We start from the raw sequence: 12,932 nt of genomic DNA on the forward strand, positions 1-12,932 counted from the left end.
GGCAAGGCTCCGGTCAGGAAACGCGGGTCATGTACTGGATGGTCAGCTCGAAGGTCTCGACCATGATCTCGGTGCTGCTGGCATTGAAGCCGGTGCTCTCGTACTTGCTCGGCCAGGCGTTGATCACGTTCCAGCGCGCGCGGGCGGTGCCGGCCGAGTCCAGCAGGATCAGCGAGACGTTCTTCTGCACCGTGTCGCCGGTCGAGCCCTGCGCGACCGCCAGCTGGTGCCAGTTGTAGAGATCGAGCGTGTCGGTGAGGCCCTTCTTGAGCGTGAGCTTGCCGTAGGTGGTCAGGCCCGAGAACGAGCGCTTGTAGGTCGGGTCGGTGCCCTCGCGATACTCGGTGGTCTCGATCGTGCTGTCGGGGATCGTCGCTTCGGAAAACGAAGCGATCTGGATGCCGGAGATTTCCACCTGGAAGCGAAATCCGCGGTACGGATTGGTCAGTTGTGTCGCCATCGTGCGGCTCCGTGGTCAGGGCTGGGGCATCAGGATCCGGAATCCGGGCCGGCGGTCTTCTGCGCGATCCGGATGATCACGAATTCGGCCGGGTAGACCGGCGCGAGGCCGATGTCGATGTACATCTGGCCGAGCGCGCGCGTCTCGGGCGGATTGTTCGAGGCGTCGCAGACCACGAAGAAGGCTTCCGAGGCCTTGGCGCCGAACAGCCCGCCGGCCTGCCAGAGGGTGGTCAGGAAGGCGTCGATGTCGCGCGTGACGGCCGACCAGGTGGTCTGGTCGTTCGGCTCGAACACCACCCACTGCAGGCTCTGCTTGAGGCTCTGCTCGACATAGATGAACAGGCGCCGCACGCTGACGTAGGTCCATTCGCTGCCGGCCGCGGCCAGCGTGCGCGCGCCGTAGATCACGTTGCCGTAGCCGATCAGGTTGCGGATCGCGTTGATGCCGTCGGGATTCAGCACGTCCTGGTCGGCGTCGGTGAGGGGCAGGTCGGTCATCACCACCGTCTTCAGCGCGCCGTCGTTGACGCCGGCCGGCGACTTCCACACCCCGACGCTGGAATCGGTGTTGGCGTAGCGGCCCAGCGCCGGGCCCGAGGGCGGGATCGGTACCGAGGCGCCCGATACCGGGTTGGCGATCCACACCCAGGGGTAGTAGATCGCGCCGTAGGTCGAGTTGAGCGCGGCCGTCTTGGTGCTGCCGGAGCGGAACGCGACCATGTTCTGCACGTCCAGCCCGTAGGGCGGGTCGGTCACGTAGAACAGGCTGGCCTGCTGCTCGCAGTAGTTGAGCCCGAGATTGATGGTGGTGACCTGCTGGGTGAGGCTGGGCGTGCCGCTCTGGTCGCTCATGTTGACGGTGTCGGGCATCGCCAGCAGGCTGATGTCCTGCACCGTCTGCAGCGGCGCGAAGCTCGAGGAGAAGTCCCAGGTCGGCGCGGCGCCGGCCGTGAAGGGCGTGGCGGCCTTGCTGTTGCCGGGGCGCCCGGTGCCGGTGATGGTCGCGCGCGCGAAGATCGAGTTGGCGTTGATGGCGGCGGCCAGCGCGGTGCTGGCGGTCTCGGCGGTATAGCCGTTGTAGGTTTCCAGCACGTAGTAGGACTTGCCGTTGAGCGGCTGCGGCGTGAGCTTGTTCTGCAGCACGTAGGCGCCCAGCGTCGCCGAGGCGGAGGTCGCGGTGATGCCCGGCAGCACGGCCGGATCGATCACGATGCTGAGGTTGAAGACCGGCGAGACCGCCGTGTCGGGGCCGTTGGCATTGCTGATCACGAAGCCAAGCACATTGTTCGGCCAGGTGCCGGGCGTCACCGCGGTCAGCTTCAGGGTGCCGGCGCTGGCGGTGGCCTGCTTGCCGGTGCCGGCCGTGTCGGGCACGCGGCTCACGTAGCAGAGCGCGCCGCCCAGCGCGAAGAACTGGTACACCGCCCACGACACCATGCCGTTCCAGACCATGTTGCCGAACACGCGCTGGTAGGCGTTCCAGCTGGTGATCAGGGTCGGGGTGTTGATCGGCCCGGTCTCGGTCACGCCGATGAAGGCCGGCGTGGAGGTGGAGGCGCCCTGGATGGTGCGCGCGCTGGGCACCTCCTGGATATAGATGCCCGGATGATAGTAGTTGGTGGCCAAGATCGTGTCTCTCTGCGGTAAGGGTCAATCACGCCTGGCGCATGGCGATGTCCAGGTACTGCATGGCGCCGGGATCCAGTTTCAGCTCGGCTTGCGCGCTGGCGTAGCCGGCCTTGCTGAAATTCAGCACGACGGCGGTGCCGGGTGCCAGCCGGCCGCGCGGCGCGAGCGCGTAGCGGCCGTCGTAGCGGCCCAGGCCGGCGGTCCGGGTGGCGGCCTGGCGCGCCTCGCCGCGCGCGCTTGCGTAGCGCGCCTCGACCTGCACCCCGGCCAGCGGCTGGCGGGTGGCGGCCGCCAGCACCTGGCCGCGAACCAGGGTGGTGCCGGGCGGGAACGGGTAGAGCGGGCCCGGCTCCAGCACGCAGGAGACGATCGCCTCGGCCAGCGGCAGCGCGAGCGGCACCTCGAAGGCCACCTGCTGCGCGAAGAACGGCGGCGCGGCCGCGACCAGCCGGTAGGCGCCGTGCGGCAGGCCGCCGAAGGCGTAGAAGCCGTCGCGCTTGTCGAGCGGCCGGCAGGGCTGGCCGTTGAGCGTGAAGGCCGGGCGCAGGCCCTCGAGCGGCGCCAGGCTGAAACCGTCGATCACCTGCACCACCGCGCTCAGTTCCATGGCGGCTCCCCGGCTGCCAGCTCGCCGTTCACCACGAAGTCGGATTGCAGCGTCAGCGCCGAGGGGATCCGCACCGGCGTGAGCGTGTACATCTTGGTCAGCTTGTAGGTCTTGTTCGGGAACACCGCCCAGATATTGCGCAACTGCTCGCTCGAGTCGTGTTCCGGCACGATGTCGATCGGATCGTTGCCGGTGGCGCGCAGCAGCGGCTGCAGCAGGGCGCCGCTCAACTGCCCGACGTCGTGGAACAACTGGATCAGCCGGTCGATCAGCACCAGCTCGATCTCGGCCGACTTGCCGTAAGGCACGATCAGGTAGGTCAGGTCGACCACCAGCGGCGCCGGCGTGACGGTCAGCGCGGCCGGTTGCGGGCTCGCGCCGGGGCGCCGCGTCAGCGAGGGCGGCAGGTTGCGCAGCGCCGCATTGATCTCGGTCTGGTACAGGTAGAGCGACAGGCGCGTCTCGTCGGGCGCGTCGATCTCGCCGGGCGAGTCGAACACGATCGCCGATTCGGCCGCGAGCTCGGGCACCCGCGCGCGGATCAGCCGGCGCAGCGATTCGCTGACCGCCCTCAGGACCTGGCCGCTGTCGATCGACGTCGGCGCCATGGTCACAGCGTGAACACGGTGTCGGTCTGGCTGACCACCTGCGGCTGGCGGTTGTGCACCTGGGCGAGCACGGTGATCGAACTGTCCGAGGTGGTGCGCAGGTAGACGTGGTTCAGGTCGTCGGGCGTCCAGGTGATGAAGGCGTTCAGGTAGAACTCCAGCGCGGTGCCGGCACCGCCGCCGTCCTTGCCCGCGGCCGTCACGAAGGACAGCGCGTGGTTGCCGAACGACAGCGACTGCAGCGGCAACTGGCCGTTCTGGCTCGCGAACAGCACGCCGCCGGCCTCGCTGAAGTCGGGGCCGAGCGACCAGCTGACCTTGCCCAGGCCCTTCTTGGTGCTCACCAGCACGTCGATCCGGTTGCCGGGCAGGGCGCCGCGCACGGTCAGGCAGATCGGCCGGTAGCAGCCGCCGTAGCCCGACAGCGTGGCGCTGACGCGGCCGTTGTGCCATTGCATCGGCGCCTGCGCGCCGAAGCTGGCCTGGATCACCGCTTCCTCGTTGAGCGTGCAGTAACCCTGCAGGTAGTCGACTTCCGGGTGGACCGCCAGGAACAGGGTCAGCGTGAAGCGCGCCAGGCCGCCGGCGATGTCGCCGGTGCGCAGCGTCAGCATCGCGTCGTTGAACTCGATGCCGCTCAGGCAGGGCTCGCCGCTCGCGCTCGATACCGCCAGGTTGTAGGAGAAGCCGATGCTGTCGCCGGCGCGGTCGCCCAGCGACCAGGCCACGCCCGCCGTGGTGAAGTGGATGCCGAGGTTGCTGTTCGGCGCGACGTCGAGGAATTCGAGCTGCACCGGCATCAGCCGCCAGTTCTCGTCCGGGCCGGCGGGCGGCCGCGCGGCGCCGCCGGGCGCGTCGTCGGGGTGGCCGCTGCTGGCCGGCAGCTCGGCGGTGGTCGGGGCGGCGGTCGTGTCGGGCGTCATGGCGGAAGATCCGGGCGGGTCGATGGACGTCAATCGAGGGCGAGGGCGAACGAACTGATGCCGATCAGGGTGCTGCGGTCGTCGCGGGCCTGCAGCGTCACGCTCGCGCCGGGCGGCAGGATCACGCGCCCGAGCACGGCCTCCTGCTCGGTGCGCAGGTACAGCGAGACGCGGATCTCGCGCACGTCCTGGCTGGTCTGCAGCATGATCTCGCGCGCGTTGACCAGGAACTGGCTCAGGTACATCACCGGGTCGCTGACGCAGGACAGCGACAGGCCGACCTGCTGGCGGCCGGCACCGTCGCTCCAGATCGCCTGCTGGTCGGCGCGCAGGCTCAGGAAGGCATTGCTGTTGGCGCGCAGGTTCGCGAAGCTCAGCGTGACCGGCTTGAAGACGGCGACGTCGCGATAGATCCGCGCGTTCAGCGCATGCGACGGATTCGCGACGCGATGCCCCTCGACGGTGCGCCGCGCGCGCGGCGGCAGCGAATCGCGCTCGCTGGCGATCGCCGCGCGCAGCGCCTCGGGGCTGGGCGCGCGTGACGGGGCCGCCGCGGCTTCCGGCGCGGCGGCGCGGGCTGCTTCGACGGGCAAAGCGCTGGCCTTGCCGCCGGCGGTATCCCGGCCGGCGGTTTTGTCTTTCCTGTCCATGAGGCAGGTTCCGTCAGTTGGGTAGCGGGATCGTGAAGTTGCCCGGTTGGATGCTGCCCGCATTCGCGTAGCCGACGAATTGATAATGGACGCTCGCCGACGCATTGCCGAGCAATTTCATGGTGCCGGCAATCGCGCTGCCGCTGGTCGAGAAAGAGACATTGACCGAAACGGTATTGCCGCCGGTCGCGCCATGGGATTGCACCGCGATTTTCGATTGCTGGACGATCAGGTATTCGAGCGGAGGGAGCGAATCCGTCGAGGAGGAAAGCTGGACCGCTTCATTGCCGGTAAGGGTAATCGCGCTGGGCGAATTGAAACCCAGTTGCGCGGACAATGGGTCCTGCGAGGAATCGGTCCGGAACGTAAATGAAATCGTATAGTTCATTTTCAAGGTCTCCGCATATATTGCCCGTGCCGGGATGCCATTGGCCGATGAAAACGAATGGCCGCCCCCGAATATCCCCGACCGGTTCCGGCAGGCCGGAACCGGTATCGCGCCGCGCGGGCCGGCTCAGCCGTTGATCCGGAAATCCGAATAGGTGGAGTTGACGACCTGGGAGACCTGTTCGTTGATCGATACCTTAACCACGATGCCCGAATCGGACGAGGACTTCAGCGTGAGGTCCTTGGTGCCCTGCAGATAGGCGGCGAACAGCTTGAGGTTGAAGCCGATCTGGCCGCCCGAGCCCGCGCCGGAGGTCTCGACGCGGATCTCCGAGGCGGTGATGCGAAAGCCCGTGAGCGGCAGCTCCTCGCCCGAGGTCATGTCGATGCTGATGCCCGGCGAGCCGCTGAAGTCGGCACCGGTGCTCCACGCCACGTCGTGGTCCGAGGTGTCCATGTCGATGATGATGGTCTGGGAAGGCTGCGCGTTGGTGATGGAGAAAGTCACGTTCGCGTAGTTCGGCGTATCGGTCGTGCTCATGGTCTTCAACCCTCTCTATATATTCGACCCAGCTGGTCTATGGCCCTCGGTATCCATTTCTCCACGCGTGTCGCGAAGCAGATCGAATCGCCGTTGCCGCCCCGGAATAGCGTTAGTTTGATTACTGAAAAACGAGGGTGTGTCGTGGTGCAGCTAGACAATAGCGGTTAACAAACACCGATGCAAATTGTTTTTGATTCGGGTTTTTGCTTAAAAAAGTTTGATGTTTTCGGGGATTTGACGGGATCTTTAATATAACTGCCTATCCAATTTTTTCGAAGAAAGTGACAGGTTGAAATTTATTCTGGCTGTAAGCGGATTGACGCGAATTGCGATTAGGAAGGGTTTATTTCGAATTGAAAGCTTGATATCAAAATGAAGTGGGAAAAGGCGTGGGCATGCGCGGCGCGCGCCGGTCGGCGGCACCGCGATTCATTCGTACTGCAGAGTGTCGTGGCCGGCAGGCCCGCATCCGCGGGCCGGTGCCTAGGATGCGTGGTAGCGCGAGTCGGTGGGAATCTCGTCGGGCAGCGGCTCGCCGGCGATCTCGAGCAGCGAGCGCTCGATCTGGCGCGTCAGCGTGTCGAGCGCGAGATGATGCGGGCCGGTGCCGAAGGGCTCGGCGATATGCCCGGCGATGGTGTCGAGCGCGATCAGCGTGTATGAGACGAACACCGACACGAAGGGCGTGGCGAAGCCGATCGAATCGACCAGCCCGAACGGCAGCATCACGCAGTACGAATAGATGGTCCGGTGCAGCAGCACGTGATAGGGGAAGGGGATCGGCGTGGAGGCGATGCGCTCGCAGCCGGCCAGCTTCGCGCCCAGCTCGTCGAGCTGCGCGTCGAGCATCCACAGCTGCGTGTCGCCGAGCTTGCCGGCGCGCTGGCGCTCGGCAAGCTGCCGGCGCAGCGCGTGCAGGATCGCCACCGGCTTGAAATGGGCCGCCTCGATGCGCGCGAGGCAGTCCGCGTCGAGATAGCGCGCGAGATCCTCGGCCGGATCGGTATGGCGCAACTGGTGCTTCATCGCGTAGACGAAGGCGATGGTGGTGCGCGTGAAGGCGGCGCCGTCGTCGGTGCCGCCGTAGGAGAGCGCCTGTGAGACCAGCGCGCGCGTCGAGGTCAGCACGCCGCCCCACAGCTTGCGCGCTTCCCAGTAGCGGTCGTAGCTGACGTTGTTGCGGAACGCGGCGAAGATCGCCAGCGCCAGGCCGGCCAGCGTGAACGGGGTGGGATTGAGCGGCACCTTGGTGCCGAGGATGCGGCCGTCGGTGAGCAGGGCCAGCAGGCTGATCACGGTCATCACCGCGAGCTGCGGCAGGATCGATTGCAGCACCGAGCCATTCCAGACGAACAGCATCCGGAACCAGTGTTCGCGTGGGCGAATGATCATGACGGCAACTCCGGTGCGACGGGTGAGGCAGGCAACACGACCAGAAACGGGACCTCGCGCCGACGAATCGCGGTGGGGGGGGCGTGGGGTTCCCGGGTTCGGGACCGGCGAAGCGGGACCGACTAAGCGCGGGCGGCGTCGCCTCGGCCGTTAGGCCGGCGCGACGACGCCCGCGCTCGTGCCTCAGGCCGCCGCGCGCGTGGCGGCCGTCACCGAGCGATGCATCAGCACCGGGATCGACTTCGAGGTGGGCGTGTTCGCGATGTCGGCCGTGCTGTCGAGCGGCACCAGCGGATTGGTTTCCGGGTAGTAGGCACCCAGGCAGCCGCGCGGGATGTCGTATTCGACCAGCAGGAAACCGTCGGCGCGCCGTTCGATGCCGTCGTGCCAGACCGTTTCCAGGTCCACCCAATCGCCGGCCTCGAAGCCCAGCATCGCCAGATCGTCCTTGTTGGCGAACACCACGCGGCGCTGGCCGAACACGCCGCGATAGCGGTCGTCGAGCGCGTAGATGGTGGTGTTGTACTGGTCGTGCGAGCGCGTGGTCATCAGCGTCAGCAGCTTCTCGCCGTGCAGGGCGCGGGCGCGCTGGATCGGGGTGTCGGTCGGCATCGGGTGCGCCACGAAGTTCGCCTTCCTGTTCGGCGTGATCCAGTCGCGCTCGCGCGAGGCCACGCGCAGGTGGAAGCCGCGCGGCTGCGCGATGCGCTCGTTGTAGTTCTCGAAGCCCGGCAGCACCGCCTCGATCGCGTCGCGCACGCGCGCGTAATCGTCGATGTAGGCTTGCCAGTCGACGCTGTCGTGCGGGCCGAACAGGGCCATCGCCATGCGCGCGACGATCGCCGTTTCCGACAGCAGGTTCGGCGAGGCCGGCTTGTTCATGCCGTAGGAGACATGCACCATGCTCATCGAGTCCTCCACCGTCACGCCTTGCGAGACGCCGTTCTGCAGGTCGATCTCGGTGCGGCCGAGGGTGGGCAGGATCAGCGCGTCGCGGCCGTGGATCAGGTGGCTGCGGTTCAGCTTGGTGGTGATGTGGACCGTCAGCGCGCAACGGCGCAGGCCGTCCCAGGTGCGCGGCGTGTCGGGCGTGGCCATCGCGAAGTTGCCGCCCAGGCCGATGAACACGTTCAGCTTGTCCTCCAGCATCGCCTCGATGGTTTCCACCACGTCGTAGCCGTGATGGCGCGGCGGCTCGAAATCGTAGACCTGGCCGAGCCGGTCGAGGAAGTCCATGGTCGGCTTTTCCTCGATGCCGACCGTGCGGTTGCCCTGCACGTTCGAATGGCCGCGCACGGGGCAGAGGCCCGCGCCCTCGCGGCCGATATTGCCGCGCATCAGCATCAGGTTCGACAGCATGTGGATGGTCTGCACCGAATGCTTGTGCTGGGTGATGCCCATGCCCCAGGTCGCGATCACGCGTTCGCTGTTCGCATACAGTTCGGCCAGCGAATCGATCTGCTCGTAGGACACGCCGCTCTCGGCGGTCAGCGCGGCCCAGCTCTCGGCGCGCAGGTCGTCGGCGAAGGCCTCGAAGCCGGCGGTGTGCTCGTCGATGAAGGCGGTGTCGAGCACGCGCGGCCGGCCGGCCAGCACGGCCGCGTCGTCGAACTCCAGCACGCGCTTGGCGAGGCCCTTGAGCAGGGCGAAATCGCCGCCGATCACCGGCTGCACGAAGCGCGAGGAGATCTTCGTGCTGCCCATGGTGAGCATCTCGATCGGGCTTTGCGGATCGGAGAAGCGTTCCAGGCCGCGTTCCTTGAGCGGGTTGATCGAGACGATGGTGGCGCCGCGCCTGGCCGCCTCGCGCAGCTCGCCGAGCATGCGCGGGTGGTTGGTGGCCGGGTTCTGGCCGAAGATCATCAGCAGGTCGGCGTGCTCGAAATCCTCCAGCGTGACGGTGCCCTTGCCAACCCCGACGGTGGCCGGCAGCCCGCGGCTGGTGGCCTCGTGGCACATGTTCGAGCAGTCGGGGAAGTTGTTGGTGCCGAAGCGGCGCACCAGCAACTGGTAGAGGAAGGCGGCTTCGTTGCTGGCGCGGCCCGAGGTGTAGAAGGCGGCGCGGTTCGGATCGTCGAGCGCCTTCAGGTGGCGCGCGATCAGGGCGAAGGCCGCGTCCCAGGCGATCGGCAGGTAGCGGTCGCTGGCCGCGTCGTAGACCATCGGGTCGGTCAGGCGGCCGTGCTGCTCGAGTTCGTAGTCGGATTGCTCGAGCAGGGCCGTGACGGTGTGCGCGGCGAAGAAGTCCGGGCCCACGCGCTTCGAGGTGGCCTCGGCGGCTACCGCCTTCACGCCGTTCTCGCAGAATTCGAAGGTCGAGGCATGCTGGCGATCCGGCCAGGCGCAGCCGGGACAGTCGAAGCCGTCGGGCTGGTTCTGGCGGAACAGGGTGCGGTAGTTGCCGCCCGCCACGCGTTCCTTGATCAGGTTGATCGCCACCTGCTTGACCGCGCCCCAACCGGCGGCCGCATGGTGGTAGGGCTCGATGCGCGGGACGGGGGCTTTCTTCTTCATGGCTGCTCGGGTGTCGGAAGCCGCTTCCAGCGGCGATGGAAGCAGATTAGACGCAGTGCAACATAAGATGGGTGCACACCTGATCCATCGCAAAAAGAGTACAGTTCCGTTTTCTGGATAACAGATGGCGAGCACTGTGCTTGCGTTTGCTCACAAAAGGGGCGGCATGAAGCGTTACGAGAAGCTGGCCGACGAGATCGACGAGATGATCCGGCGCGGCGTCTACCTGCCGGGCGAGCGGATTCCCTCGGTGCGCCAGGCGAGCCGCCAGCACGACCTGAGCATCACCACCGTGGTGCGGGCCTACCTGGTGCTGGAGAGCCGCGGCGCGATCGAGAGCCGGCCGCAATCGGGCTACTTCGTGCGGGAGCGCGAGCAGGCCGCCGACCGGCCGGCGCTGCATGCCAGCACGCCGATCGCGGTGTCCTCGACGGTCGACGTGAGCCGGCTGGTGCTCTCCACGCTGCGCTCGATCGCGCGTGACGACGCGGTGCCGCTCGGCTCGCCGTATCCGGACCCGGCGCTGTTCCCCTCGCAGCGGATCGCGCGCCACATGCACGGCATCGCGCGGCGGCGCACGCGCTGGGGCGTGATGGACGACCTGCCGCCCGGCAACCCGGAGCTGATCCGGCAGATCGCGCGGCGCTACGGCGAGCGCGGGATCGCCGTCGATCCGAACGAGATCGTGGTGACGATCGGCGCGACCGAGGCGATCAACCTGTGCCTGCAGGCGGTGGCGCGGCCCGGCGACACCATCGCGGTGGAATCGCCCACCTTCTACGCGATGCTGCACGCGATCGAGCGGCTGGGCATGCGCGCCATCGAGGTGGCCACCCATCCCGTCGACGGCATCGATCTCGATGCGCTGGCGCGCATCCTCGAGCGCGAGAAGATCGCCGCCTGCATGGTGATGCCGAACTTCCAGAACCCGCTCGGCTTTCGCATGAGCGACGAGCGCAAGGCGGCGCTGGTCGAGCTGCTGGCGCGCCACGACGTGCCGGCCATCGAGAACGACGTCTACCACGAGCTGTATTACGGCGAGGCCCGGCCCAGCGCGCTGAAGTCCTTCGACCGGCGCGGGCTGGTGCTGCATTGCGCATCGTTCTCGAAGAGCCTGTCGCCGGCCTACCGGATCGGCTGGGCGATGCCGGGGCGCTACCGCGACCAGGTCGAGAAGCTCAAGTTCCTGAATACGCTGGCCACGCCCGCGCTCGACCAGTTGGGGATCGCCGAGTACCTGCGCCACGACGGCTACGACCATCATCTGCGCCGGATCCGCAAGACCTTCGCGCAGCAGGCCAACCTGATGGGCGCGATGGTGCGGCGCTTCTTCCCCGACGGCACGCGCGTCTCGCAGCCGGCGGGCGGTTACGTGCTGTGGGTGGAACTGCCGCCGGGCTGCGACGCGATCGCGCTATACCAGCTCGCGCTGGCCGAGCGCATCACCATCGGGCCGGGGCATATGTTCTCGACCACCGGCAACTATCGCCACTGCATCCGGCTCAACTACAGTTATCCGTGGTCGGCGCAGATCGAGGAAGCGGTGCGCACGCTGGGCCGGCTGGTGGCGGCGGCGATGCCGGCGGGCGGCGACACCAGGGCAGGCAAACGACGCGGACAGGATCAGGAGGAGACACGATGACGATCGATGCGGGACATGACGAGGCGCGCGGCGGCGAGCCGCCGGAAGACGAGGGCGAGGACGGGCTCGATCCGGTGATCGTCGCGGTGCTGGGCTGCCTGCGCGACGCGCTGAGCGAGACGCCCGGGCGCGCCTGGTCGCTGGCCAAGCTCAGCAAGCGCTCGCAGGTGCCGATGAGCACGCTGCGGCGCACGCTCACCGAGCTCGACGCGGCAGGGATCACGAAGACCGAGCTCAACGAGGAGGGGATCGGTCATGCGGTGCTGACCGAGGAAGGAATCGGCTTGAGCGAGGCGCTGTTCGGCGGGCAGGGCTAGGCGCGGACCTTGGCGGCGGCGGGGCGGCCCTTGCGGTCGCCCCGCGCCGCGTCGCGTCGCATTGCGCTGGTGAGGCTCGCCCGGCTTCGATGGGCTCGGCCGCCCGCGCTGCTAGCCGAGCTCTTCGGCGAGGCCGACGAGTATGCCTTCGGGGCCCCGGATATAGCAGAGCCGATACACGTCCTGGTAGCGAACCACCTCGCCCACCAGTTGCGCGCCGAGCTTGCCGAGGCGGGCCAGCGTATCGTCGATATCTTCCACGGTGAACATCACGCGCAGGTAACCGAGCGCGTTGACCGGCGCTGCGCGGTGGTCCGCCGCGACGGGCGGCGCGAGGAAGCGGGACAGTTCGAGCCGGCCATGGCCATCCGGCGTGCGCATCATGGCGATCTCGACGCGCATGCCGGGCAAGCCGGTAACGCCATCCGCCCAATCTCCCGCGATCGGGGCGCGCCCTTCGAGGTCGAGGCCGAGCTCGGTGAAGAAGCCGATCGCGGCATCCAGGTCTTCCACCACGATGCCGACGTTGTCCATGCGCTTGACTGTCATGACGCCTCCTTGCTGTCGATCCGGCTCGCGGCCGCGGCCGGCAGGTTTCGCGCAGCCCGCCGCGCTCAGCTTGCGTCGAGCGCGACCTCGAAGCCCCGTTTCACCGCGGGGCGCTCGAACAGCGCCTCGTACCATCGCCGCACGTTCGGGTAGTCGGCCAGGTCGACCTTGTGCCGCTCGTGCCGCCAGGCCCAGCCGAGGATGGCGAAGTCCGCGATCGACAGCGCGCCGGCCACGTATTCGTGCCCGGCCAGCCGGGCGTCGAGCACCGCGTAGAGCCGGCGCGTTTCGTCCGAGAAGCGCTTCAGGCCGTAGCGGCGGTCGTCTTCCGAGGCGAGCGCGATGAAGTGATGGACCTGCCCGGGCATCGGGCCGAATCCGCCCATCTGCCACATCAGCCATTCCATCACCGGCACCCGGTCGCGCAGGCTGGCCGGCAGGAACTTGCCGATTTTCTCCGCCAGGTAGAGCAGGATCGCGCCGGACTCGAACACGCTGATGGGGCGACCGTCCGGGCCCTGCGGATCGACGATGGCGGGAATCTTGTTGTTCGGGCTGATCGCCAGGAATTCGGGCGCGAATTGCTCGCGGTTCGCGATATTCACGGGGCGAACCACGTAGGGCACGGCCATTTCTTCCAACGCGACGCTGATCTTGCGGCCATTCGGCGTGTTCCAGGCATACAGCGCGATCGGTTCGGGGGTCATG

At 67.5% G+C, this 12,932-nt stretch carries 14 protein-coding genes; 2 read left to right on the forward strand and 12 right to left on the reverse strand.

What is annotated here, in order from left to right:
- Nucleotides 1-13 precede the first annotated feature (13 nt).
- The 10 genes from FB600_RS09420 to FB600_RS09465 all read right to left on the reverse strand — a co-directional run bounded on the left by FB600_RS09420 (nt 14) and on the right by FB600_RS09465 (nt 9,716).
- Complete coding sequence (locus FB600_RS09420; RefSeq protein ID WP_096750892.1) at nt 14-460, reverse strand: phage tail protein; 447 nt, start codon at nt 458-460, stop codon at nt 14-16.
- 29 nt (nt 461-489) lie between these two features.
- Nucleotides 490-2,088 (reverse strand): phage tail sheath C-terminal domain-containing protein, encoded by a 1,599-nt coding sequence (locus FB600_RS09425; protein ID WP_098182808.1) that lies wholly within the window; start codon nt 2,086-2,088, stop codon nt 490-492.
- A gap of 28 nt (nt 2,089-2,116) precedes the next feature.
- On the reverse strand, nt 2,117-2,698 hold the full coding sequence (locus FB600_RS09430) for a hypothetical protein (protein ID WP_096750894.1): 582 nt from the start codon (nt 2,696-2,698) through the stop codon (nt 2,117-2,119).
- Nucleotides 2,689-3,306, reverse strand: coding sequence for a DUF4255 domain-containing protein (locus tag FB600_RS09435; RefSeq protein WP_096750895.1), 618 nt, complete (start codon nt 3,304-3,306; stop codon nt 2,689-2,691). Before FB600_RS09435 ends, FB600_RS09430 begins: the two co-directional genes overlap by 10 nt.
- 2 nt (nt 3,307-3,308) lie before the next feature.
- Nucleotides 3,309-4,229: a hypothetical protein gene (locus FB600_RS09440; protein ID WP_096750896.1), complete on the reverse strand. Its 921-nt coding sequence runs from the start codon at nt 4,227-4,229 to the stop codon at nt 3,309-3,311.
- A 29-nt stretch (nt 4,230-4,258) separates the two neighbouring features.
- Nucleotides 4,259-4,879, reverse strand: coding sequence for a hypothetical protein (locus FB600_RS09445; protein WP_096750897.1), 621 nt, complete (start codon nt 4,877-4,879; stop codon nt 4,259-4,261).
- Between the two features lie 13 nt (nt 4,880-4,892).
- Nucleotides 4,893-5,267, reverse strand: coding sequence for a hypothetical protein (locus FB600_RS09450; RefSeq protein WP_098152082.1), 375 nt, complete (start codon nt 5,265-5,267; stop codon nt 4,893-4,895).
- A gap of 126 nt (nt 5,268-5,393) precedes the next feature.
- Nucleotides 5,394-5,807 (reverse strand): hypothetical protein, encoded by a 414-nt coding sequence (locus FB600_RS09455; protein ID WP_096750899.1) that lies wholly within the window; start codon nt 5,805-5,807, stop codon nt 5,394-5,396.
- A 486-nt stretch (nt 5,808-6,293) separates the two neighbouring features.
- A complete protein-coding gene (locus FB600_RS09460) occupies nt 6,294-7,202 on the reverse strand; it encodes a bestrophin family protein (protein ID WP_098152084.1) in 909 nt (302 codons plus the stop codon).
- Nucleotides 7,203-7,385: 183 nt separating this feature from the next.
- Complete coding sequence (locus tag FB600_RS09465; protein ID WP_105820902.1) at nt 7,386-9,716, reverse strand: FdhF/YdeP family oxidoreductase; 2,331 nt, start codon at nt 9,714-9,716, stop codon at nt 7,386-7,388.
- A gap of 166 nt (nt 9,717-9,882) precedes the next feature.
- Here FB600_RS09465 and FB600_RS09470 point away from each other — a divergent pair, with 166 nt between their 5' ends.
- Together FB600_RS09470 and FB600_RS09475 are read left to right on the forward strand one after the other, a co-directional pair.
- Nucleotides 9,883-11,358, forward strand: coding sequence for a PLP-dependent aminotransferase family protein (locus FB600_RS09470; RefSeq protein WP_145756628.1), 1,476 nt, complete (start codon nt 9,883-9,885; stop codon nt 11,356-11,358).
- Complete coding sequence (locus FB600_RS09475; RefSeq protein ID WP_145756630.1) at nt 11,355-11,675, forward strand: ArsR family transcriptional regulator; 321 nt, start codon at nt 11,355-11,357, stop codon at nt 11,673-11,675. The genes FB600_RS09470 and FB600_RS09475 overlap by 4 nt, the downstream gene beginning before the upstream one ends.
- A 111-nt stretch (nt 11,676-11,786) precedes the next feature.
- On the opposite strand, the gene FB600_RS09480 is transcribed toward FB600_RS09475, so the two are convergent.
- Nucleotides 11,787-12,224 (reverse strand): VOC family protein, encoded by a 438-nt coding sequence (locus FB600_RS09480; RefSeq protein ID WP_145756631.1) that lies wholly within the window; start codon nt 12,222-12,224, stop codon nt 11,787-11,789.
- Between the two features lie 65 nt (nt 12,225-12,289).
- Nucleotides 12,290-12,931 carry a glutathione binding-like protein gene (locus FB600_RS09485; RefSeq protein ID WP_145756633.1) on the reverse strand — a complete coding sequence of 214 codons (642 nt, stop codon included), beginning with the start codon at nt 12,929-12,931 and terminating at the stop codon, nt 12,290-12,292.
- Between the last annotated feature and the right edge of the window lies 1 nt (nt 12,932).

This window comes from Burkholderia sp. SJZ089, from assembly GCF_007828315.1.
GTDB lineage: Bacteria > Pseudomonadota > Gammaproteobacteria > Burkholderiales > Burkholderiaceae > Burkholderia > Burkholderia gladioli.